This window comes from Amycolatopsis halotolerans (assembly GCF_042647905.1).
Taxonomy (GTDB): Bacteria; Actinomycetota; Actinomycetes; order Mycobacteriales; family Pseudonocardiaceae; genus Amycolatopsis; species Amycolatopsis halotolerans.
In genome coordinates this window covers 248,105-270,636 of the sequence record NZ_JBHRWI010000030.1, presented here as the reverse complement: position 1 = coordinate 270,636, position 22,532 = coordinate 248,105, and the positions used below count along the sequence as shown (strand labels likewise).

20 protein-coding genes and 1 riboswitch are annotated in these 22,532 nt (G+C 69.2%); of the genes, 7 read left to right on the top strand and 13 right to left on the bottom strand.

All coding sequences use genetic code 11. The features are described from left to right. The first annotated feature begins 31 nt into the window (after window positions 1–31). Together glmU and ACFORO_RS26940 are read left to right on the top strand one after the other, a co-directional pair. Window positions 32–1,528 carry a bifunctional UDP-N-acetylglucosamine diphosphorylase/glucosamine-1-phosphate N-acetyltransferase GlmU gene (gene glmU, locus ACFORO_RS26945; protein WP_377869216.1) on the top strand — a complete coding sequence of 499 codons (1,497 nt, stop codon included), beginning with the start codon at window positions 32–34 and terminating at the stop codon, window positions 1,526–1,528. After that, on the top strand, window positions 1,525–2,505 hold the full coding sequence (locus ACFORO_RS26940; protein ID WP_116200125.1) for a ribose-phosphate diphosphokinase: 981 nt from the start codon (window positions 1,525–1,527) through the stop codon (window positions 2,503–2,505). Before glmU ends, ACFORO_RS26940 begins: the two co-directional genes overlap by 4 nt. A gap of 495 nt (window positions 2,506–3,000) precedes the next feature. Here the strand turns inward: ACFORO_RS26940 and ACFORO_RS26935 are convergent, their stop codons facing one another. Continuing rightward, window positions 3,001–3,426, bottom strand: coding sequence for a pyridoxamine 5'-phosphate oxidase family protein (locus tag ACFORO_RS26935; RefSeq protein ID WP_354743659.1), 426 nt, complete (start codon window positions 3,424–3,426; stop codon window positions 3,001–3,003). A 96-nt stretch (window positions 3,427–3,522) separates the two neighbouring features. Between ACFORO_RS26935 and ACFORO_RS26930 the strand changes: the two genes are divergently transcribed. After that, complete coding sequence (locus tag ACFORO_RS26930) at window positions 3,523–4,395, top strand: TIGR03621 family F420-dependent LLM class oxidoreductase (protein WP_377869215.1); 873 nt, start codon at window positions 3,523–3,525, stop codon at window positions 4,393–4,395. Here ACFORO_RS26930 and ACFORO_RS26925 read toward each other — a convergent pair. After that, window positions 4,331–5,008: a TetR/AcrR family transcriptional regulator gene (locus ACFORO_RS26925; RefSeq protein WP_377869214.1), complete on the bottom strand. Its 678-nt coding sequence runs from the start codon at window positions 5,006–5,008 to the stop codon at window positions 4,331–4,333. The genes ACFORO_RS26930 and ACFORO_RS26925 overlap by 65 nt on opposite strands. A 122-nt stretch (window positions 5,009–5,130) precedes the next feature. On the opposite strand from ACFORO_RS26925, the gene ACFORO_RS26920 reads away from it, so the two are divergent. After that, the gene (locus ACFORO_RS26920; protein WP_377869213.1) at window positions 5,131–5,976 is read left to right on the top strand and encodes an esterase/lipase family protein; all 846 of its coding nucleotides are present in this window, start codon (window positions 5,131–5,133) and stop codon (window positions 5,974–5,976) included. Between the two features lie 53 nt (window positions 5,977–6,029). On the opposite strand, the gene ACFORO_RS26915 is transcribed toward ACFORO_RS26920, so the two are convergent. Continuing rightward, entirely contained in the window at window positions 6,030–6,674 is a 645-nt protein-coding gene (locus tag ACFORO_RS26915) for an NAD(P)-dependent oxidoreductase (protein ID WP_377869212.1), read from the bottom strand. Window positions 6,675–6,777: 103 nt separating this feature from the next. Further along, the gene (locus ACFORO_RS26910; RefSeq protein WP_377869211.1) at window positions 6,778–7,893 is read right to left on the bottom strand and encodes a hypothetical protein; all 1,116 of its coding nucleotides are present in this window, start codon (window positions 7,891–7,893) and stop codon (window positions 6,778–6,780) included. Window positions 7,894–8,217: 324 nt separating this feature from the next. Between ACFORO_RS26910 and ACFORO_RS26905 the strand changes: the two genes are divergently transcribed. The 3 genes from ACFORO_RS26905 to ACFORO_RS26895 all read left to right on the top strand — a co-directional run bounded on the left by ACFORO_RS26905 (window position 8,218) and on the right by ACFORO_RS26895 (window position 10,085). After that, entirely contained in the window at window positions 8,218–8,817 is a 600-nt protein-coding gene (locus ACFORO_RS26905) for a 50S ribosomal protein L25/general stress protein Ctc (RefSeq protein WP_377869210.1), read from the top strand. 10 nt (window positions 8,818–8,827) lie between these two features. Continuing rightward, window positions 8,828–9,421 (top strand): aminoacyl-tRNA hydrolase, encoded by a 594-nt coding sequence (gene pth / locus ACFORO_RS26900; RefSeq protein WP_344280317.1) that lies wholly within the window; start codon window positions 8,828–8,830, stop codon window positions 9,419–9,421. 295 nt (window positions 9,422–9,716) lie between these two features. Next, window positions 9,717–10,085, top strand: a complete 369-nt coding sequence (locus ACFORO_RS26895) for a DivIVA domain-containing protein (protein ID WP_377869209.1) — start codon at window positions 9,717–9,719, stop codon at window positions 10,083–10,085. Between the two features lie 78 nt (window positions 10,086–10,163). Here the strand turns inward: ACFORO_RS26895 and ACFORO_RS26890 are convergent, their stop codons facing one another. From ACFORO_RS26890 to ACFORO_RS26850, 9 genes are all read right to left on the bottom strand, one after another. Next, on the bottom strand, window positions 10,164–11,852 hold the full coding sequence (locus tag ACFORO_RS26890; RefSeq protein ID WP_377869208.1) for a fatty acyl-AMP ligase: 1,689 nt from the start codon (window positions 11,850–11,852) through the stop codon (window positions 10,164–10,166). Between the two features lie 67 nt (window positions 11,853–11,919). Next, the gene (locus tag ACFORO_RS26885) at window positions 11,920–12,468 is read right to left on the bottom strand and encodes a nuclear transport factor 2 family protein (protein ID WP_377869207.1); all 549 of its coding nucleotides are present in this window, start codon (window positions 12,466–12,468) and stop codon (window positions 11,920–11,922) included. A 115-nt stretch (window positions 12,469–12,583) separates the two neighbouring features. Beyond that, the gene (locus ACFORO_RS26880; RefSeq protein WP_377869206.1) at window positions 12,584–13,663 is read right to left on the bottom strand and encodes a PucR family transcriptional regulator; all 1,080 of its coding nucleotides are present in this window, start codon (window positions 13,661–13,663) and stop codon (window positions 12,584–12,586) included. A gap of 10 nt (window positions 13,664–13,673) precedes the next feature. Continuing rightward, the gene (locus ACFORO_RS26875) at window positions 13,674–15,443 is read right to left on the bottom strand and encodes an ABC-F family ATP-binding cassette domain-containing protein (protein ID WP_377869205.1); all 1,770 of its coding nucleotides are present in this window, start codon (window positions 15,441–15,443) and stop codon (window positions 13,674–13,676) included. Window positions 15,444–15,484: 41 nt separating this feature from the next. Beyond that, window positions 15,485–16,453: a 4-(cytidine 5'-diphospho)-2-C-methyl-D-erythritol kinase gene (locus ACFORO_RS26870; protein ID WP_377869204.1), complete on the bottom strand. Its 969-nt coding sequence runs from the start codon at window positions 16,451–16,453 to the stop codon at window positions 15,485–15,487. A 483-nt stretch (window positions 16,454–16,936) separates the two neighbouring features. Further along, the gene (locus ACFORO_RS26865; RefSeq protein ID WP_354750757.1) at window positions 16,937–17,950 is read right to left on the bottom strand and encodes a methionine ABC transporter ATP-binding protein; all 1,014 of its coding nucleotides are present in this window, start codon (window positions 17,948–17,950) and stop codon (window positions 16,937–16,939) included. Between the two features lie 215 nt (window positions 17,951–18,165). After that, window positions 18,166–18,256, bottom strand: a riboswitch (SAM riboswitch). A 578-nt stretch (window positions 18,257–18,834) separates the two neighbouring features. Continuing rightward, window positions 18,835–19,677: a 16S rRNA (adenine(1518)-N(6)/adenine(1519)-N(6))-dimethyltransferase RsmA gene (rsmA, locus tag ACFORO_RS26860; RefSeq protein WP_377869203.1), complete on the bottom strand. Its 843-nt coding sequence runs from the start codon at window positions 19,675–19,677 to the stop codon at window positions 18,835–18,837. Window positions 19,678–19,783: 106 nt separating this feature from the next. Next, window positions 19,784–21,166 carry a transglycosylase family protein gene (locus tag ACFORO_RS26855; protein ID WP_377869304.1) on the bottom strand — a complete coding sequence of 461 codons (1,383 nt, stop codon included), beginning with the start codon at window positions 21,164–21,166 and terminating at the stop codon, window positions 19,784–19,786. Between the two features lie 427 nt (window positions 21,167–21,593). Beyond that, on the bottom strand, window positions 21,594–22,418 hold the full coding sequence (locus tag ACFORO_RS26850; protein ID WP_377869202.1) for a TatD family hydrolase: 825 nt from the start codon (window positions 22,416–22,418) through the stop codon (window positions 21,594–21,596). Between the last annotated feature and the right edge of the window lie 114 nt (window positions 22,419–22,532).

Sequence of the window (22,532 nt, the reverse complement as noted above, 5' to 3'; positions counted from 1 at the left end):
GTCAACGCACCGGTGAATCGTTGGGAGACTCGTGAGCGGCCCGCTGAGCACGCTGATCCTCGCTGCGGGTGAGGGCACCCGCATGCGTTCCTCCACTCCTAAGGTGTTGCACCCGATCGCCGGAAGGCCGCTGGTGGAACACGCAGTGCGCGCCGCCGCCGGCCTCGCGCCGCAGCATCTGGTCGTCGTGATCGGACACGGCCGCGACGCCGTGCGCGCCGAACTCGACCGGGTCGGCGAGGCGCTCGGCCGCGAGGTCGCCACCGCCGTGCAGGAAGAGCAGAAGGGCACCGGGCACGCCGTTTCGTGTGCGCTGGCCGAACTGCCGGAGGGACTCACCGGCACCGTGGTCGTCAGCTACGGCGACGTTCCGCTGCTGGACACCGAAACCCTGGAAGCGCTGCGGGCCGAGCACGCCAAGGCGGGCAACGCGGTCACCGTGCTCACCGCCGAGGTCGCGGACCCGACCGGCTACGGCCGCATCGTCCGCGGCGCCGACGGCTCGGTCAGCGCGATCGTCGAGCACAAGGACGCGACGCCGGACCAGCGGGCGATCACCGAAATCAACTCCGGGGTCTACGCCTTCGACGCGGCCGTGCTGATCGATGGCCTGTCGCGGCTGTCCACCGACAACGCGCAGGGTGAGCTTTACCTCACCGACGTCCTCGGCATCGCGCGCGAGGACGGCAAGGGCGTCGGCGCGCTCGTGGTCGACGACCCGTGGGTCACCGAGGGCGTCAACGACCGCGTGCAGCTTTCGGTGCTCGGGGCCGAGTACAACCGCCGCATCGTGCGCCGCTGGCAGCGCGAAGGCGTCACGGTCACGGACCCGAACACCACCTGGATCGAGGCGGACGTCACGCTCTCGCGCGACGTGCTGATCGAGCCGAACACGCAGCTCAAGGGCCGCTGTTCGGTCGGCGAGGGCTCCGTTGTGGGCCCGGACACCACGCTCACCGACGTTCAGATCGGCGCGGGCGCTTCGGTCGTCCGCGTGCACGGTTCTGGGGCTGAGCTGGGCGACGGCGTCAACGTCGGTCCGTACACGTTCCTGCGGCCGGGCACGAAGCTCGGCGCGAAGGGCAAGCTGGGCGCGTTCGTCGAGACGAAGAACGCGCAAATCGGCACCGGGACCAAGGTGCCGCATCTCACTTACGTAGGCGACGCGATCGTCGGCGATCACAGCAACATCGGCTGTTCCAGTGTGTTCGTGAACTACGACGGGGTGGCCAAACACCAGACCGTCGTCGGGTCGCATGTCCGGCTTGGGGCGGACAACACGCTGGTCGCGCCGGTGCGGATCGGGGACGGCGCTTACAGTGGAGCCGGTGCGGTGATCCGCGACGACGTCCCGCCTGGCTCTCTGGCGCTGTCGGCCGGTCCGCAGCGCACCATCGAAGGCTGGGCGGTCCGGCGCAGGCCGGGCACGCCCGCGGCGGAGGCGGCGGAAGCCGCACTCGCCGCCCAGCAGCAGGACACCGTTGTGTCCGAGTCAGCAGCAGGAACCGACGGGGAGTCGCCAGCATGAGTCCGAAGTCAGGTACGCCGAAGAAGAATCTGATGCTCTTCTCCGGCCGTGCGCACCACGAGCTCGCGGAAGAGGTCGCCAAGCACCTCAACGTGACGATCACCCCGCAGACCGCGCACACGTTCGCCAACGGCGAGCTGTTCGTGCGGTTCGAGGAGTCGGTGCGCGGTACCGACGCGTTTGTGATCCAGGCGCACACCACGCCCATCAACGAGTACGTGATGGAGCAGCTGATCATGGTGGACGCGCTGAAGCGCGCGAGCGCCAAGCGGATCACCGTGGTCATGCCGTTCTATCCGTATGCCCGCCAGGACAAGAAGCACAAGGGCCGCGAGCCGATCTCGGCGCGGCTCATCGCGGACCTGTTCAAGACCGCGGGCGCGGACCGGATCATGACGGTCGACCTGCACACCGCGCAGATCCAGGGCTTCTTCGACGGCCCAGTCGACCACCTGATGGCGCAGTCGGTCCTCGCCGACCACATCAAGTCGACGTACGGCAACGCGGACATCACCGTCGTCTCGCCGGACTCGGGCCGCGTGCGCCTGGCGGAGAAGTGGGCGCAGCAGCTCGGCGACCGGCCGATCGCGTTCATCCACAAGACGCGCGACCCGGACAAGCCGAACCAGGCGGTGGCGAACCGCGTGGTCGGCAAGGTCGAGGGCAAGCTCTGCGTGCTGATCGACGACATGATCGACACCGGCGGCACGATCGTGAAGGCCACCGAAGCGCTGCTGGAAGAGGGAGCGGCGGACGTGGTCATCGCGACCACGCACGGCATCCTCTCCGACCCGGCCACCGAGCGGCTGTCGCAGTGCAAGGCGCGCGAGGTCATCGTGACGAACTCGCTGCCGATCCCGGAAGAGAAGCGCTTCCCGGGACTGACGGTGCTGTCCATCGCGCCGATGCTCGCGGAGGCCATCCAGCAGGTCTTCGAGGACGGCTCGGTCACCTCGCTGTTCGACGGCAACGCCTGAACCCCGGCAGTTGCCGAACGGCTCTGAACGACGCGGCCCGAGTCGGCGGTGCGACCTGAATCAGGTCGCACCAGCTGGCTCGGGTCGCGTCGTTTGACGACTGCGCCCGTTTGCCAGGGCGCTGCTTGCCTGAGCTGTGCCGAGTCGGGCGGCCCGGGGACGAGGCATGCGGTCCCGCCGAATCCGGGCACGCCGCGCCCCGGCACACCAAACCCAGGAACACCGAACGCAGACACGTCAAGCGCAGGCAGCACCGAGCGCAGGCACGTCAGGCACAAGCCAACACCGAACGCAAGCACGCCAAGCACAAGCAACACCGAACGCAAGCACGCCAAGCACAAGCAACACCGAACGCAGACACGCCAAGCACGTCAAGCACCGGCAAACACCGACCGTTCCCAGCCGCGTCACCGCGAAGCAGCCGCGCCACTGGCACCAGCCAAAAACACCCCTCCCCCTTCGCCTCTCACCGCAAGCCCCTCACCCGGGTTGCCGTCACACCGCGCCCATGTCCGCGGACAACCACCTCTCCGGCCGCATATGGATCGCCATGTGCTCCCCCAACTGCGTCCGCTCGTACTCCACATACCCGGCCACCTTGTCGGCTGGCAGGTACCGCGAAGCCATCTCCCACGTCAGCTCGTAACTGCCCGGCCTTGTCCGCACCACCGGCCCCTCGACGGACACGTACCGCACCGTCGGTTCGAGACGTTGCACCATCAGGCTGAACCGGCCCGCCGCCTCGATCGCCTTTGCCTTGCGCGAGTTCGGTTCCGTGATCACCCACAGCTCGCCGCCAGGGGTGTACTGGTACCAGATGGGCACCGTCAGCGGCGCTCGGTCCGGGCGCTCCACCACGGCGAGCGCGCCGATATGCGGTTCGGCCAGAAACTGTTCCCGTTCTTCACTCGACAACACCATGCCTCCGAAGCTAACGAGGGGGTACGACAAAAACCGGGTTCCGCCGGCGGCGAAAACCGATGCGTCACCCGTCCGGGACTGGCTAGCGTCACCGTCATGGGGAAATTCGAATTCGGCGTCAGCCTGCGGCTCACGGCCGACGGCACTGAGTGGACCGAAAAATGCCGACGCGCCGAGGAACTCGGCTACGACCACCTGACCGTGCCCGACCATCTCGGGCCGGGGCGGTTGTCCCCGTTCCCCGCGCTCACGGCCGCCGCCGCGGTGACCGAGCGGGTGCGGGTCGGCACCTTGGTGTCCAATGTGCCCTTCTACAACCTGGCGCTCTTCGCCCGCGATGTCGCCACCACCAACAAACTCACCCAAGGCCGCTTCGAACTCGGCCTCGGCTCCGGCCACATGAAACACGAGTTCGACGACGCCGGGCTGCCGTGGCGCAAAGCCGCCGACCGGATCACGTACCTCACCGAAGGGCTCGCCGAGCTGCGCACGCGCGTCGAGGACGAGGGCGGCATGCCGAAGCTGCTCATCGCGGGCAACAGCGACGGCGTGCTGAAGCTCGCGGCGGAACAGGCGGACATCGCCGGGTTCGCTGGTCTCCGCCAGGATCGCGGACGTCCGCCGGGCACATTCGTGCTCGACAACGACGTGGCGATGGACGATCGGGTCGCGTATTTCCGTTCTCTCGCAGGGGACCGCGAGATCGACTACAACATGCTGGTCCAGCGCGTAGTGGTCACCGACAACCGCCGTGCGGCCGCCGCGGAATGGCATGCCGAGACCGAGGAACGCAGCGCGGCGGACGTCGACGAGCTGCTGCGCGCACCCCAACTGCTCTTCGGCACGGTGGACGAAATGGTGCAGCAGCTGATCGCGCACCGCGAACGGTACGGCTTCTCCTACTTCACCGTTTTCGAGGCGATGATGGAGACTTTCGCTCCGGTAGTGGCTGAACTACGGGGTCGCTAGCCGCTGCCTGCACCTTCGCGACGGCGTCTCCGGCGATCAGCGTGAGCACCTTGCCGAGGAGACCGTCTGGCACAGCTTCGTCGTCGATGTCGGCTTCCACGGCCAAACCGTTGCTCAGCGCGAGCAGCACGACGGCGAATTCCTCGGCAGGCAAAGGAAGTTCGAGGTCCAACCCCTCGGCGAGCCGGTTCAACGCACGCGCGATCGTGTCGCGAACCTCCCGGCGGCGCCGGCGCAATGCGTCGCGCCGCCGGACGTCGTGGTGCGCCATCGCGAAAAACTCGGCCAGCAACCGGTGCCACACCGCGTCGGCGCGCATTTCGTACATCAGCACCGCCGCGACGTTCGCGAGCCCCGCGCCGCCGTCGTCCGCTTCGGCGAAACTCGCCAGGCTCGCCTCGAGCCGGTGCGCGGCGTGCTCTTCCATCAACGCCAGCACCAGTTCGTCTTTCGACGCGAAACTCGAGTAGACCGCGCCCTTCGTCAGCCCGGCCGCCGCGGCCACCTCGGTCAGTTTCGTCGCGGCGATGCCCTGTTCCCCGAACACGGCGAAGGCCGCGTCCAGAATGCGCCGCCGGGTCTCCGCCCGCGTCGGCCGCGTCCGGCCGGTCATCGGCTTCTCCCTCGTCCGGGGGTTGACACTGGCTCAGCCCGCTCAATACCTTCAGGTATCCAATACCCACGGGTATCCAGTGTCAAGGACTCTGTCAAGGACGACAGGGAAGGACCGCTCCGATGAGGTTGCGCATCGTCCTGGCCGCCGCGGCATTGCTGACCGCCGCGTTCGCCGTCCCAGCCACCGCCGCCACGGCAGGCGGCGTCAACGATCCCGCGTGCCGGCCGAGCGCGGCGCATCCGCGTCCGGTGGTGTTCCTGCACGGACTCGGCGCGACGTCCTATGAGGACTTGAACTACCTGCAGGATCACGTCGCGGCCAAGGGATACTGCACCTTCAGCCGCACCTACGGCGCGTACCCGCAATTCCCGGTCGTCGGCGGACTTCGCCCGATCGCTGACTCCGCAACGGAAATCAAGCAGTTCATCGGCGAGGTACTGGCGGAAACCGGTGCGGCGCAAGTGGATCTGGTCGGCCACTCCGAGGGCGGCTTCCAGTCCCTGTACGTCACGAAGACGCAAGGCATCGCGGACCGGATCGGCTCCGTGGTGTCGATCGCGCCGCCCGCGCACGGCACCACGTTCGCCGGGCTGACGAAGCTGGCGTACCTGCTGGGAGCGCGCGACGAGGTCGGCAAGGCGCTCACCGCGTTCGGCTGCCCGGCTTGCGACAACCTGATCACCGACGGCAGCGCGGTCCAGACGCTCACGAACGGTCCCGTCGCGCAGCCCGGCGTGCGCTACACCGTGCTCACGTCGCGGTTCGACGAACTGGTCACGCCCACCGAAACGTCGTTCGTGCGCGAGCCGGGCGTCACGAACGAATACGTCCAGGACACCTGCCCGTTCGACCCCGTCGGACACATCGGCGAGGCCTACGACCTCAACGTCTGGAACCTGGTCACCAACGCACTCGACCCGGCGCACGCCGAGAAATTCCTGTGCACCGCCGGATCCCCCGGCTGACGCACAGCGAAAACCCGGTGGTGCCAAGAAACCGCACCACCGGGTTTGTGCGCTCAGTACGCCAGCGTGAACCGCGAGCGCGAGTGCTTCGGCTCTTCGATCTCGTCCACGAACGCGATCGCCAGGTCCGCGCCGCTGATGTGCGACCGGCCGTCGGCGTCGCTGACCAGCACGTCGCCGCCGAGGCGGAACTTGCCGGTGCGCTCGCCGGGGATCCAGGAACCGAACTCGGCCGCCGGGCTGACGTAGAACCAGTCGACGTCGTCCGAAAGCTCGCGCAGCGCGTCCAGGACGAGGACGTGGCTGCCCGCCTCCGCCTTGTACTCCTCCGGGAATTCCGGGGTGTCGATCACGCGCGGGCCGTCCTCGCTGACGCGCAGCGAACCGGCGCCGCCGACGATCGCCAGCCGGGCGCCGTTCGCGCGGGCCGCTTCCACCAGCGTCGGCAGAGCGTCCACCAGGCGACGGCCCTCGTCGTCCGCGCGGCCCGGCGTCGCGACCACGAGCACGTCCGCGCCCTTGGCCGCCGAAGCGACGAATTCCGCGTCGTGCATGGACCCCGCCCGCGCCTCAACACCGGAGGGCAAGCCCTCCGCCTTGCGCGCGACCCCGGTCACGGAGTGCCCGCGCCGCAGCGCCTCGTCGGTGATCCGGCCGCCGGCGAACCCCGTTGCGCCGAACACCACCAGCTTGCTCATTGTGCCGCTCCTCGAAAGAAAGTCCGTCTCGTCGAAACCGATGGTAAGGACCGGTCTTCGGCTACTTCAACGGAAGAAACGCACCCCGAGGTGAGCGTGCAGGTCAGCCGCCGAGCGCGGCGAACGCGGTGGTCAGTTTCGCCTTCACCGAGTTCGCGTCGACCGGCGAACGCACCTCGGCGACCGCCGTCGGCTTCGCCAGCACCTGGTAGCTCGCGGTCCGGTTGGGCAGGGAGAATTTGACCGAACAGGACATCGTGATGGTCGCGTCCGCGGCGGCGTCGCCCTCCGTGGCGCAGCTTTGCGAGCCGAGCGTGTCCGCGCTGATCTCCACCGAAAGCTTGATGTGCACGTTCGGTTTGGAACCCGGCTGATTGCCGACGACGCTGTTCGAAACGTCCACAGTGGTCTTGCAGGAACCGACGTAATCCTGGCAGTCGAGTTTGTCGTTGAGCACCGTGACGCTCGCCTGCGCGAGCCCGTCGAACGGCTGCCCGATCGCGTCGACCGCGGCGTTGAAATCGGTGTGGAACTGCTTGATCTCCGCGACGCTGAGCGGCCGGACGCGGAACGCCGCGCCCAGCTTCGGGCCTCCGCGCGGGTCGAGCAGCGCCGGCGCGAACCCGGCGACCCGGTGCGGTTCGGCGGTGGTCACCTGGAGCGCGCCGCCGAAGTCGTACACCTCGGTGCCGTCCTGGAGCTTCTGCTTCCGCGGAGCGCCGGAGCCGAGACCGCCGAGCGCCTTGCGCAGTTCGCCGGCGAGCTTCGGCGGGGCCAGCCGCGCGGCCGGGTCGACCGGCAGTTCGCTCCCGACGGTGTGCACCCACCCGCCGCCGAACTGGGTGCTGTTCTCCTCCAGGCCGTGCGACTTCCAGTAGTCCGCGTCGGCCGCGAGGTACAGCTGCCCGTCCGGTTCGGTGATCCGCACCGACTTGCCTTCCAAGGGCAGCGCGCCGAAGCCGTTGCCGTCGCGCGCGACGCGGTACGTCAGCGTCGCCGGGTTGCCGGCGCCGTCCTTCAGCGTCGCGTCGTACTGCAGCGCCGGTGCCTGCTCCAGCGCTTGCAGCGCGGCGTCGATCGCCGTCTGCTGCTGCGCGCGCTGCTCGGCCAGCTGCCGGTCGGCATCGGACAGTCCCGCCGTGCCGGTCACTGCGACCTGGCAGCCCGCGAGAAGCCCACCCAGCAGCACCAGCGCTGTCGCAGTCCATCTAGCCCGCATGTCGGCCGCCCCTCTTTCGCGGGAATCATGCCACCCCCGCGAGATCGGCGGGCGGCACGGGAATTGTGTCGTCACCCACCCGCGAGGGGGAGCCTGGGCCGACCCGGTGGGCGCCCGCACGGGCGCGCTGGTTTACACTTCTCGGGTTGTCTCGGCGAGGCGGGTGCGCCTGTAGGTGCCCGGCGTGATCGACGCGGCGGCTCGAGAAGCCCCGTGGTCCGCTCACGCCCGCAATCTCGCCGCCGTGCACAACCGCCCCCGAGCAGAGATCGACGATCCCGCCGCCCCCTGCCGCACGTCGTGTGATTGAAGGAGTGCTACACCGTGTCCGAGGTACGTCTTTCCGTCGAACCGCGCACCGAGTTCGGAAAGGGTGCCGCCCGCCGCACCCGTCGCGCCGGCAAAATCCCCGCGGTGCTCTACGGGCACGGCTCGGACCCGCGGCACTTCGCGCTGCCGGCCATCGAGTTCGCCCGCGTCGTCCGCGAGAACGGCACCAACGCCGTCATCACGCTCGACCTGCAGGGCGAGAGCGAGCTGGCGCTGACCAAGACCATCGTGGTCCACCCGCTCAAGAACTACATCGAGCACGTCGACCTGCTGGTCGTCAAGCGCGGCGAGAAGGTCACCGTCGACGTCCCGGTCGTCGTCTCCGGCACCCCCGGCCCGGGCACCCTGGTCGCCCAGGACATCGACACGATCCAGGTCGAGGTCGAGGCGCTGCACATCCCCGAGCAGTTCGAGGTCTCCGTCGAGGGCATCGAAGCCGGCACCCAGATCACCGCCGGCCAGGTCACCCTGCCCGCGGGCGCCGAGCTGGTCACCGACCCCGAGGCGCTCGTCGTCGCCGTCAACGAGGCCCCGCGCGGCTCCGCTGACGAGGACGCCGAAGCCGAGGAAGCCGCCGCCGAAGCTGCCGAATAAGCTCTCTTTCGTGAGTGAAGACGTGCCCGGGGCCGGCGAGCAGATTCTGCTCGCCGGCCTTGGCAATCCCGGGCCGCAGTACGCCGGGAACCGGCACAACGTCGGGTTCATGGTGCTCGACGAACTGGCCGGCCGGATCGGCGGGAAGTTCAAGGCGCACCGCAGCGGGGCCGAGGTGCTCGAGGGCAGGCTCGCGGGCTCCCGCGTCGTGCTGGTGAAGCCGCGGTCGTTCATGAACCTCTCCGGCGGGCCGGTGGTCGGCGCGGCCCGGTTCTTCAAGGTCCCGCCCTCCGGCGTCGTCGTGGTGCACGACGAGCTGGACGTCGATTTCGGCGCGCTGAAGCTCAAGCTCGGCGGCGGCGACAACGGCCACAACGGACTGCGGTCCATCACCAAATCGCTCGGCACGCGCGACTACTACCGCGTGCGGTTCGGCATCGGGCGGCCGCCGGGTCGGCAGGATCCGGCTGATTTCGTGCTGAAGGATTTCTCGACGGTCGAGCGCAAGGAGCTCCCGTTCGAGGTCGACCGGTGTGCGGACGCGACCGAGGCGTTGATTTCGCGGGGGCTGGCGGCGGCGCAGAACGCGTTCCACGCCGCCTGAGACTTGTGCCCGGTTCCGCCCCAATGTGGCATTGGGTGCATCTGACGCACCCAATGTGGCGTTCGGTGCGTCCTACGCACCCAATGCCACATTGGGGAGCTCTGGACCCTGCGCGACGTTGTGCGTGTGGGTGAGCGGCTGTGGCCGTGCGTGATGGAATTCTCACTCGATGGGCGGCTTCTGGGGCCCTGATCGAGTCGTCCGGGCTGCTGCGGGCTTCCCGGGGTGGCCGGGACCAGTTAGGACGGATTCAGGAGAACGCATCACCCCGACCCCCTGAATCGGAGAATGATCCATGTCGTTTACCGCCGAGGATCTCGCTGAGGTCGCTTTCGGTAACGCCCCGATCGGCCGGCGCGGCTACGCCAAGCAGGAGGTCGACGACTTCGTGCGGCGGATCGCCAAGACGATCGCCGACGAGGACGACCTCACCGCGGCCGAGGTCCACCACGTGCTGTTCTCCAAGCCGTTGATCGGCAAGCGCGGGTATGACGAGCGCGAGGTCGACCAGTTCCTCGACGAGGCGGAGGCGCAGCTGGCCGAACTGTCCGGACGGCGGGCCCCGACGATCCCGGGAAGCCGCGACCACAGCGAGGCCACCGCGGGACGCGCCTCCTGGCCCGTGGTCACCGAGGCGCCGGCCGAACGACTGCCCGGCCGATAAGACCTAACCGCGAAGGCCGCTGCGAGGGACCCCGAATCCCTCGCAGCGGCCTTCGTCGCGTTCCGGCTCGGCAAAAAATCAACTGTCGGCGTTTTTAGCGATCTTCTCCGCGTACTGCACGGCGGTAGCCGCCCGCTTCACCTTGCCGGAGGGGGTCTTGGGCAAGCTCCCCGCCGGAAGCACCACCACCGCGAAGGGGCGCATGTCGACCGCGTCCCGGACCCTTGCGGCGATCTCCTTGGACAGGCGGGTTTCCTCGGCGGCGTCGCCAGCCAGCTTGGACTCCACGACCACGGCGAAGCGTTCGCGGCGGCTGCCCGCGTCCAGGCGGACTGCGACCGCGTTGCCTGCCCGGACGCCGTCCACCGAGCCCGCGGCGCGTTCGATGTCCGTCGGGTACAGGTTGCGGCCGCCCATGATGATGACGTCCTTGCGGCGGCCGCAGATCACGATCTGGCCGCCGGCCAGATAGCCCAGGTCGCCGGTCTTCATCCAGCCGTCCGGGTCCTGGGTGTCGACCGGACCGTTGACCGTCAGGTACCCGGGCGTCACGGCCTCGCCGCGCAGGCGGATCTCGCCGACTTGCCGCTCGCCCAGAACTGCACCGGATTCGTCGACGATGTCTGCTTCCAGTCCGTCCAAGGGGCGGCCCAGCAGGGCGAACGAGCGCACCTCGTCCGTGCCGCGGCGGGGGTCGCCTTCGGGGACCGGCACTGCGCGGTTGTCCGCTTCCAGGGCGTCCGCTTCGACGACGTCCAGGGTGAGGCCGGTGAACAGCGGCGCGAACGAGACCGCCAGCGTCGCCTCTGCCATGCCGTAGGCGGGGAACACGCACTCGGGCGGCATGTTGAAGCGCTTTCCGCCGTCCACAAAGGTCTGGACGGCCGTCTCGTCGATCGGCTCCGCGCCGTTGAGGGCGATGCGCAGCTTCGACAGGTCGTAGGCGTTGTCGTCCTCGACCCGGGCCATGCGCTTGCCGACGATGGCGTACGCGAAGTTCGGCGCGGCCGTGGTGGTGCCGCCGTATTTGCTGATCAGTTCCGGCCAGATCAGCGGGCCGGTCAGGAATTCGACCGGGGTGATCTTGACCAGTTCCACGCCGAACGTCATCGGCACGGTCAGGAAGCCGACCATGCCCATGTCGTGGAAGGTCGGCAGCCACGACACCATCACGTCGGTGTCGAACTCGAACTCCGCGCGGTCGACCATCGCCTTGACGTTGGTGTACAGGTTGCCATAGGTGATCCGGACGGCCTTCGGCTCCGCGGTGGATCCGCTGGTCAGCTGCAGCAGCGCGGTGTCGCCCTCCGCGGTCTTCACGATCTCGGCCAGCGGTTCGGCGGCGGCCAGTCCGGAGATCAGCCGGTAGCTGATGCCCTTGCCCTCGAGCACCGGGGCGAGCTGGTCGAACGGTTCGCCCAGCACGACCAGCTCGGCCCCGATCATCTCGAGCACCTTCACCGTGTCCTCGGCCCATTCGGCGAGGTCGGTGCGCGGCGTCGGCTGGTGCAGCATCGTCACGCTGCCGCCGGTGAGCCACACCGCCTGCACGGTCGGCGCGATGAGCACCGGCGCGGCGGCCAGCACCGCCACCGCGCTTCCCGGCTTCAATCCGCCGCTGACCAGCCCGCCCGCGATCCGGCGCGCTTCGTCGTGCACCTGGGCCCAGGTCCGGCGCACCGGCTCCTTGGGCTCGCCGGTCACCATGCCGCGCCGTTGCCCCCGGTCCGCCGCAGTCCCGACGAGTGTGTCCACAAACCGACTCATGTGCGTCAGATTACTGTCCGGTTTTTCCGGCCCCGCCCGCGGCGGCGTGAACAGCGGATGTCCGGCGTCAGGCGGGTTGCGGACGCACCTGGTCCAGATACGCCTGCGGCAGCTCTTCGCGGGTCAGTTTCCGGAATTCCAGCGGCCCGGACGTGTAGGAATCTTCTGCGGTGATCAGGCCGTCCTCGTCGACCGGCCACACGATCAGCTGCCTGCTGACGTACAGGTAATCCGCGTCGGCGTCGTCCGCCGGGAAACCCACCTGCCGCGCGGTCGCGCCTGGTAGGAGCATGTGCAGATCGCCCTCGGTGACCAGAGCATGATCGTCAACAATGAGGCGGTCCATCCGGTATTCGAGGTGGTTCGCGTTGCTCGCTACGAAAGCCGCGTAGTACTCGCGGACGCCGTCGTGGCCCTTCGGTCCGTTGTCGCCGCTCGCTCCCCAGAAGTGATACGCGGCGTCCTTGCTGACAGTCGCCGTCAGGCGGTCGAGATCCGGCTCGGCCTCGGCCTTCATGTGCTCCAGGACGATGCCGAGCACCTGCCGGTGCCGGGGGTTCGTGGTCGTCTCGAGCCGCTGTTCGAGCATCTGCCAGGTGCGGGTGGGGTCGATCATGGGCGTCCCTCCGGGAAACGCGCGTCGTTGCGCGTGCTCGATCGTCGCTGGCGAGCCCCGGCGGGTCAGCCGACGCGCGTCGCCGGATCCGGCCGGTCCGCGCGACGGGCGTCGCCTATCCGACGTCGCCCAGTGTGCGATCCGACGTCACCAACCGCCGGGCCAGCAGCGCGAACGTCGCTTGGAAGCGGTCCATCGCGTCTTCGAGCCGCCAGCCGGTCGCGGCTTCGATCCGGCCCAGGCGAGCCGCGACAGTGCTGTGGTGCAGGTTCAATTCGGTCGCCGTCCGCCGGAGCGCGCCGAAGACGCAGTACGACTCGAGCGCTTCGACGTCGAGTGCGCCGCCGGGTGTCCGGGCGTGGGTTTCGAGCGCCGCGACGCCTGGGGTCGCCGCGAGCTGAGACGGCGGCAGTTCCGCAAGCAGGACAAGGACTCCGAGTGGTCCGTATGGCACGGCTCGGCGACCGAACACAGTGGACGAAGCGAACCGCAGCGCGGTGCGGGCTTGGTGCCAGGACACGGGTGCGTCCGCTGGCGCGGCTGGCTCGCCGATGCCGATCCAGACGTCCACGGCTCGGTCCAGGCCGGTCGATGCGGGACGGCGGGCGGCGAGGTCGTCGTGCAAGTGTCCGGCCAACTCGCGCGGTGCCGGGCCGCCTTGAGTCAGCGCGAGGGTCAGGCGGCCCAGTCGGTGGTGGTGCAGCCGACCGGCTCCGGCGCGGGCGAGTGCGTCGAGACCGTCTTCCGGGGCACCGGCCAGCACCAGAGCGATGACCGGCTGGTCGAGGTCGTAACCGAGCAAGTGCAGTGCGCGCAAGCGATCCCGGCGTTGTTCGCGGGGAGAAACGGCGATCTCCAGCAGGCCGGGTTCGCCGAGCCGGAGCGGCGGGCCAGGCTGGATGGTGCGCAGGGCGCGGCGGAGCTGGTCGAGCAGGACCACGTCGAGCGGATGCGGCGCTGGCCGGTCGATCTGGACGTCGTCCAGTGGCGGCCCGGAAATCGGCGAGCCCGCGCCGTCGAACCACACGGGCTCGCTGTCGAGGACGGCACCGACCGGACAGCCCGCGACGAGCGCCGCCGACCGGACCACCGCGTCGGGCGCGAGGCCGGTCAGCGCGTCGAAATGCGCGATCAGCCGCAGCACCGACGTGGTGTCGGCGCGCAGCATCGACAGCCGCGGAACGTCGTCGTCCATCCGCCGATTGTCACTCGGCGAGTTCGGACGTCTCCAGCCACCGCGCCTCGACGTCGTCCTTCTCCGCCAGGACGGCCTTCAGCTCAGTGTTCAGCTCGATCAGCTTCTCCGGGTCGGTGGCCGCCTCCGCCAGCGCGGCGTGCAGCTTCTCTTCCCGCTTCGCGAGCTGGTCCAGCTTCCGCTCCAACCGGCTCAATTCCTTTTGTGCCGCACGGGTTTCCGCCGCGCTGCGCTTGGCCTCGGTCTTCTCCGCAGCCGGTGCTTCACGACGCGGCGCGGCCTCCTTCGCGCGGGCGCGGCGCTGCAGGTACTCCTCGATGCCGCCCGGCAGGTGCGTGACCTTGCCGTCGCCGAGGAGCGCGTACGTGGCGTCGCAAACCCGCTCGACCAGATACCGGTCGTGCGAGACCACCACCATCGTGCCCGGCCAGCCGTCGAGCAGGTCTTCGAGCTGCTGCAGGGTGTCGATGTCCAGGTCGTTCGTCGGCTCGTCCAGCAGCAGCACGTTCGGCTCGGCCATCAGCAACCGGCACAGCTGCAGCCGGCGGCGTTCGCCACCGGAGAGGTCGCCGACCGGCGTCCACTGCCGGGCGGCCGGGAAGCCGAGCTTCTCGCCGAGCTGCGACGCGGTCATCTCCTGCTTGCCGAACACGACGCGGCCCGCGATCTGCTCGATCGCTTGCAGCACGCGAAGATCGGCGGGCAGGTCGTCGAGTTCCTGGCGCAGGTGCGCGAGTGCGACCGTCTTGCCCTGTACCCGCCGACCGGTCGGCGATTCGACGTCGCCGCCCAGCAGCTTCAGCAGCGTGGTCTTGCCGGAGCCGTTCACGCCGACGAGACCGATCCGGTCGCCGGGACCGATCCGCCACGTCACGTGGTCGAGCAGCGTCCGGTCGCCGACCCGCAGCGAAGCGTCTTCCAGCTCCAGCACCGTCTTGCCGAGCCGGCGCTTCGCGAACGCCATCAGCTCCACGGAATCGCGCAGCGGCGGCACATCCGCGATCAACGCTTCGGCGGCCTCGACGCGGTAGCGCGGCTTCGAGGAACGCGCCTGCGGGCCGCGCCGCAGCCACGCCAATTCCTTGCGTGCCAGGTTCTGCCGCTTCTCCTCCGCGGTCGCGGCGAGGCGGGCACGTTCGGCGCGCGCGAAAATCCAGTCGGCGTAACCGCCTTCGTACTGCTCGACCCGGCCGTTCGCGACCTCCCAGGTAAGGCTCGCGACGGTGTCGAGGAACCACCGGTCGTGCGTCACGACCACGACCGCGATCCGGCGGCCCAGCAGGTGATCGGCGAGCCAGCGCACGCCTTCGACGTCTAGGTGGTTAGTGGGCTCGTCGAGCACCACCAGGTCCAGTTCGCCGGTGAGCGCGGCGGCCAGCGCGACGCGGCGGCGTTCGCCGCCGGACAGGTTCGCGGTCGGGGTGTCGAGGCCGATCGCGGTGATGCCCAGGCCGTCCACAATGGACCGGACGCGCGCGTCGGCGGCCCATTCGTGCTCGGCTCCGTAGCGCTCCAGCACCACATCGCCGACCGTGCTGCCTGTCGGCAGCTCGGTGCGCTGGGTGACGACGGCCATCCGGAGGCCGCGCACCTGGCTCACCCGGCCGGAATCGGGCTCGCTCAGTCCGGAAAGGACTTCGAGCAGCGTCGTCTTCCCGCCGCCGTTGAGCCCGACGACGCCGATGCGCTGCCCCTCGGCGACCCCGAGGGAAACGTTGTCCAGCAACGGCTTCACACCGTAGGACTTGCTCACCGATTCCAGGTTGACCAGGTTGGCCATCCGGGTCCTTTCCACTGTGGACTGTTGATTCAAGCTGGGTTTCAGGCGTGCACGCGCGGCGGCGCGTTGCGCGGCGCGTCGTCGCCGCCGACCACCCGGGCCCCGGGCACCGGCCCGTGCGCGACCCGGACCGTCCGGCACACTCCCGCGCCGGACAGCTCCGCGGCCACCTCGACCGCGGTTTCCGCGTCGGAGCACAGGAACGCGCACGTGGGCCCGGAGCCGGACACGCATCCGGCCAGCGCGCCCGCGTTCACCCCGGCGCGCAGCGTGCGGCGCAGACCGGGCCGCAACGACACCGCAGCCGCCTGCAAGTCATTGCCGAGCAGCAGGGCCAGCTGGCGAGGATCCCCTGACGCGAGCGCCTCCACGACCGGCGTGTGCGACCCGATCCGCGGCGGCTTCCCGTCGGCACGCAACTGGTCGAGTTCGCCGAACACCTTGGGCGTGGACAGGCCTTCCTCGTCGAAGGCCAGCACCCAGTGGAACGTGTGCCGCGCGAGCACCGGCACGAGCTGTTCGCCGCGACCGGTGCCGAGCGCAGTGCCGCCGTACAGCGCGAAGGGCACGTCGCTGCCAAGACTCCCGGCGATGGTGGCCAGCTCGTCGCGCGTGACGTCGAGCTTCCACAGCGACGAGAGCCCGACCAGCGCCGCCGCCGCGTCCGCACTCCCGCCCGCCATGCCGCCGGCGACCGGAATGCCCTTGCGCAGCACGATTCGCACCTTCGGAGCATCCGCATCCGGCCGTCCGACGTAGGAGGCCAGCTCACACGCCGCGCGCCAGGCGAGGTTGGTGCCGTCGGTGGGCACCGTGCGCTCCCCCTCGCCGTACACCTCGAGCCCAGGCTCGTCCGCGGCCGCGACGGTCACCTCGTCGGTGAGCGAAAGCGCCTGGAAGACAGTGACCAGCTCGTGGAACCCGTCCGCCCGCAGGTCCCCCACGGCCAAGTGCAGGTTGACCTTGGCCGGGACCCGGACGGTTACTGGTGGTGGAACGACTGCGAGCACCCGTCCAGCCTACGTGGCACCGCCCCGCCAAGGCTCACCAGGAGAAAAACCCGCCCGGATTCACGGGGAACTTCAGGACACCCGTCCCAAAATCCCGGACACCCGACCCAAAAAGCCGGCCCCAGTGCCGATCCACGAACAGCCGATGCCACACCCCGGCGAGCCGCCACACCCTTTCCGCGCCGCCGATCATCCCGACACCGCCGACCGCATTCGCCGTGGCGAAAATCAACCACCTCACAAAACCCGCAAGGCGATCAGGACCACCACGCGGGATCGCGCCGGCGTTTGGGGGCTGCCCGGCGTGACAGGCCGAAGGCCCCTCACGCCGGGCAGCCCCCAAACGCCGGCATAAAAGCGATCCCGCCCGCGGCGGCGAAGCCGACGCCAAAAACACAGCTGGTGAGCTGCCCTACCAACCCAAACACCACGGGCCGCCCCACCTCGGAGCGGCCCGCGAACGCCTTACGTTAAAACAAACCCTCAAGCAGCAACCACACTCTGCGGCCCACGAGCCACCTGACTCACATGCGCACCCCGATCAGAGATCCACGACAGCGCAGCCTCAGCCCGCTCCCCGCGCACCCCCAACCGGAACCGAGCGATCGGCGTGTCCCCAATACGAGTGAGGCCACCCCCAATAGTGGCGAGTTCGACATCGAAGCGGCTGGCCGCCTCAGGCAGCAGCGCACCCACCGACGCAAACCCGATCAGCACGATGTCGACCGCGCGGTCGTACTTCGCGGACTGGGCGCGTGAGGTCTCGATCGACGGCAGCACCGCCTGCGCGGTCCAGCTGTCCGGCGTCGAGATCAGGTCGAGCACCGTGCCGCGCTCGACGATCGCGCCGTTGTCGAGCACCGCGACGTCGTCGCAGACCCGGCGGACGACGTCGGCGTCCGGCGTGGTGACGACGACCGTCACGCCCAGTTCGGCGCGCGCCCGGTCGAGCACGGCGAGCACCGCGCCGGCGTCTTCCGCCGAAATCCCGGCGGTCGGGTCGTCGGCGAGCAGTACGGCCGGTCCGGCGGCGAGCGCCTTGGCGACCGCGACCCGGCGGAGCTGGCCGTCGGTGAGTTCTTCCGGCTTCTGCGCGGCGCGCGGGGTGAGGCCGACCAGGTCGAGCAGCGAGCCGACCCGGCTGCGCCGCTGCGGGCCGTCGACGCCGAGTTGCTCCAGCGGGCTGGCGATGTTGCCCGCGATGGTGCGCTCGGCGAGCAGCTCCGGTTTGGTGCCGACGACCCCGAGCTGGCGGCGGATCTCCCGCAGCCGCTTGCCGTCGAGGGTCGCGGTGTTGAGGCCGTCGAGCCGCACGACGCCGCGGTCGGGGCGCTCCTGCAGCGCGATGCAACGGGCGAGGGTCGACTTGCCGGAGCCGGACGGACCCACGATTCCGAACAGCGAGCCGGCTTGCACGTCAACGCTCACGTCGCGCAGTGCGGCGACACGATTTCCGTGGAAGGGAAAGGACTTGGACACGTTTTCGACAGTGATCACGAAAGGGCTCCAGGCAAACGAGGCGCGGCGCCGGATCCGGGCGCGCCAGGCGTCATCGAATTACCGTCCACAGTGGACGGCGCAAGAAACTGCGGAAAAGACGATCAGGCGATGACCATGGAGCGTTGACACGCACATACCGAGCGGCGACCTTCGTCGACTACACGCCGGCGGGTCAGCAGGAGCGGGCGGGTGACCCTCTTCATCGAAAACAGCCTCCATCGGTCCTGGCGGTAGCACCTGCCCCGCGGAGGGTGGTTGCTGCGACTTCGGCGAGCCAGGTCTCTCAGTCGCTCGGGATGGACGCTTTCGAGTAAAGCCGATCCCATTGGCTGAACGCAAGCGCGTTGGTGCAGATCACACGTCTGGTGGTGCCCGCATACCGGAACACCTCGTCCAGAACCCGGAAACCCGGAACCTCGGTTCCCGAACATTGCCGCGACCTGCGGAACCCTCGCGCCGGTCCGCCGCGGCGAACTAGTTTGTTCCACTGTGGACGATCAAGAAGCTTTGTGGAACAAGAGTTTTCCCGTTGTCAAGTGACGGGCGCGCGCGGGCCTCGGCACCCGGGTCGCCGGGTCCGCGATCGGGTCGAGATAGGTCAGCGAAGCGAAGCACCTCGAACTGGCGCGACTGAACAATCCGGGCCGGGGAGCAAGGAGACTCCCCCGAATGCCACGGCCTTGACGAGCCGCCCGTCACAGGTCACCGGCCATTTCAGCCGCGCTCGCGCGATGACCGAGAGTAGCTGCGAGGCTCGGGATCACCCACGATCAGCGACGACGCAAGATCATCAAGCCACGCACCGAAATCAACGCCCCGCATCCGGAATACCCGCCGCGCCGCCGCAGTTGGACGTCACAAGCGAGCGCCGCGAGAGGGGGTCAGTTCCCGGCTGCCGCGATCCGCGCGAACGCGTGCACGTCGAGCTGCTCCCCGCGCGTCTTCGGGTCGATCCCCGCTTCGGCGAGCAACTCGCCAGCCCGCTCCGCGGAACCGGCCCATCCCGCCAGCGCGGCCCGCAAAGTCTTGCGCCGCTGCGAAAACGCCGCGTCGACCACCGCGAACAACCGCGCGCGATCCACCCCGGACACCGGGTCGGTCCGAGTGAACGAAACCAGTGCGGAATCGACGTTCGGCACCGGCCAGAACACCGCGCGCGGCACCGCGGCGACCTTGCGCGCCGGTCCGTACCAAGCGAGCTTCACGCTCGGCACGCCGTAAGTCCGGCTGCCCGGTCCGGCCGCCATCCGATCCGCGACCTCGGTCTGGACCATCACGAGCCCGCTGCACAGCGACGGCAGCTCGGCCAGCAGGTGCAGCACCACCGGCACCGCGACGTTGTACGGCAGGTTCGCCACGATCGACACCGGCTCAGCCGGGAGATCAGCGGCCCGCACGCGCAGCGCGTCGGCGCCGACGACGGTCAGCCGCTCCGCGGCCTCCGGGGCGCGCTCGGCGACTGTCCGCGGCAAACGGGCGGCCAGCACCGGATCGATCTCCACGGCGACGACCTGAGCGCCAGCGGCGAGCAGGCCCAGTGTCAGCGACCCGAGGCCGGGCCCGACCTCCAGCACGACCTCCCCCGGCCGCACGCCGCCGAGTTCGACGATGCGGCGGACCGTGTTGGGGTCGTGCACGAAGTTCTGCCCGAGCTTCTTCGTGGGCCGGACGTCGAGTTCATCGGCCAGCCCGCGGATTTCGGCAGGCCCCAGCAGTTCCACCACCGGACGAGCCTACCCAGCGCGGTCGCGGCGACGACAACGCGGCGTACGAAAACAGGCGGCCGTGAGCGCGAAGCTCACGGCCGCCTGCCGGAAAAACAGAGGGTGCTCAGGCCTTGTAGCCGCATCCCCAGGCGCTGTAGCCGCCGCGCGCGTCGCGCACCTTCTCGGCGGTCGCGATCTGCTGCTCGCGGGTGGCCTTGTCGGCCGTCGGCGCGTACTGCGTGCCGCCGTAAGCCGCCCAGGTCTGCTTGTCGAACTGGAGGCCGCCGTAGTAGCCGTTGCCGGTGTTGATCGACCAGTTGCCGCCCGACTCGCACTGCGCGATGCGGTCCCACGCGCCGGTGTCGCCGATGGCCGGGGCCGGCGGCTTCTTGGTGCCGACCTTGATGATCTTGGCCTTGGCCTCGACCAGGGTCTTCTCCGAGATCTGCTCGCGCGAGACCTCTTCGCCGTTCTTCTTCGTGACCTTGTAGGTCACCAGCTTCTTGCCCGGCGTGCCCGGGTCCTCGACGCTCTGCTGGCCCTGCAGCTGCGTCGGGTCGTCGACCTTCTGCACGTCCGGGTCGATGGCCTCTTCCTGGTTGACCATCGACACGCCCATGCGGCTGACGTGGACCTCGGCGCCGTTCTTGAGGCTGACGTCGAGGCCGCCGTCGACCGCGTCGTCCGGGCCGAGGTTCAGCTTCAGGTCGGAGACGAACTCCTTGGTGGTCACCGCGTTGGTGCTCACCTGGCGGGGCGCGTTGGTGCCGTCGAAGAGCGTGATGTGCTTGAGGGTCTTGACCTGGACGGTCGAGCCCTCGAGCGGCAGGTCGCCGGAGGACGGCATCGACGTCCACGCGCCCTGGGAAACCATGCTGCCCATGCCGAGCTGGTTCATGGCCTCGCCGAGCGTGGTCGCGCGGACCCAGGAGGGCCGCGACACGCCGTCGACGACGAGGTTCAGCTGACGGCCGCGCTCGAGCTTGATGACGCCGCCGTCGCCGACCGCCGCCTGCGGCGAGGGCGAAAGGGAGTCGTGCTCGCCGACGGACAGGCCCGCGTCCTTGAGGACGTCGCCGACGGTGCCGCCGAAGCTGTGCACGGTCTGCTGGTGGCCGTCGACGTCGACGGTGATGCTCTTGTTCATCGCGAGCGCCGCCGCGCCGCCACCGCCGACGGTGACCAGCAGCGAAAGCACCGCGCCCTTGAGGAAGCGGCGCTTCCAGGTCTTGGTCGCCTCGCGCAGCCCTTCCTCGACCGCGACCTTCTTGGCCTGCGGGGAGGCGGTGCGGTCTTCCTCGACCTCGTCCGGGAGGACGAGCGGCGGAAGCATCGTGGTTTCCGCGTTGATGAGGCGGATCAGCTCGTCGACGTCGACGTCGATTTCCGACATCAGCATGTCGGCGTCCGGGCCGAGCGCGGCGAGCACGTCCTGCTCGGTCACGCGGAGCTCGTCGGAGAAGTCAAGCTGCCCGTAGGCGGTGTCCTCGAGCTCGCGGTCGAGCACGGCCACCGAGGACGGGGAGGAGGAGAAATACGCCGAACCCGCGTCAAGACGCGAGTCATCCTGCCGACTACCAGTCACCGGGTCGTTCCCTTTCCCAAGACATCGCGCGTACCTCGCGCGTCGTCCTTCGTTCGCGACGCACCCTCAGGCGCGCCTCTCAAGTCCGACACCCCCAGCCAGCGCCATCGTCACGGTCCCAGGTCGTACCAACCCCGGTTCCGCTTCCCCGACGTGCACTGACGTGACTGGTGGGCGTATCAGCCGGCTCCGCTGCGCGTAACCGACCGGCACGATCACGGGACAGTAACGGGTGTTGGCAGGTTGCGCAAACACCCCCCGGAGTGTCGTGACTTGCGTCACTCATCAGGTGGACGAATGCGCGGTCTCGAATGTCGCAATCCGTGCAAGCCGCTGTGACACTGCGGAATCAGGCGGGCAGCTGGTATGCGCGTTCGGCAGTGGTCCGGACCGCTTCGGCCACCTCGTGGACCGCTTCGCCGCGCAGCTGAGCGAGGTAGCGGACGGTGTAAGCGGTGCAGTACGGCTCGTTCGGCCGCCCACGGTAGGGATGAGGCGTCAGAAACGGCGCGTCTGTCTCAGCGAGGAACTGCCCGCACGGCACGATCCGTGCGGCCTCATGGAGGCCGCGCGCGTTCTTAAAGGTGACCGTGCCCGCGAAGGACAAGATGTAGCCCTTGTCGATACAGCGGCGCGCGATGTGCTCGTCACCGGAGAAGCAGTGGAAGACGACCGTCTCGGGCGCGCCTTCCTCGTCGAGGATGCGAAGCACGTCCTCGTGCGCGTCGCGATCGTGGATCATCAGCGCCTTGCCAAGCCGCTTCGCGAGGTCGATATGCCAGCGGAAGGCAGCCTGCTGCGCGTCGTGCGGCGAGTAGTCCCAGTAGTAGTCGAGACCGGTCTCGCCGACCGCGACCACGCGCTCCCCACGCGCCAACCGCTCCACTTCGGACTGTTCGGCGACCCCGAATTCCTTGGTGCGCGTGGGATGAATAGCCACCGCGGCGAACACCCGCGAGTCCCAGGTGGACGCTTCAGCCGCCCAACGAGCAGCCGCGAGATCATCGGCGACAGTGACAACGCGCGCGACACCGGCCCGCTCGGCACGGTCAACCATCGCGGCAACATCAGCCGCGGTCTCCGCCCCGCACGCGTCGAGATGAGTGTGCGCGTCAACCACCGTCACCGGCAGCCGATCAGGAATCGGGGGAAGTTCGCGCTTCTCGTCACCCATGGCACCCAAGCTACTGCGCGGTGCCCCCAATGTGGCATTGGGTGCGTCCCACGCACCGAACGCCACATTGGGTGCGTCAGACGCACCCAACGCCACATTGGGGCGCTTGCCCCG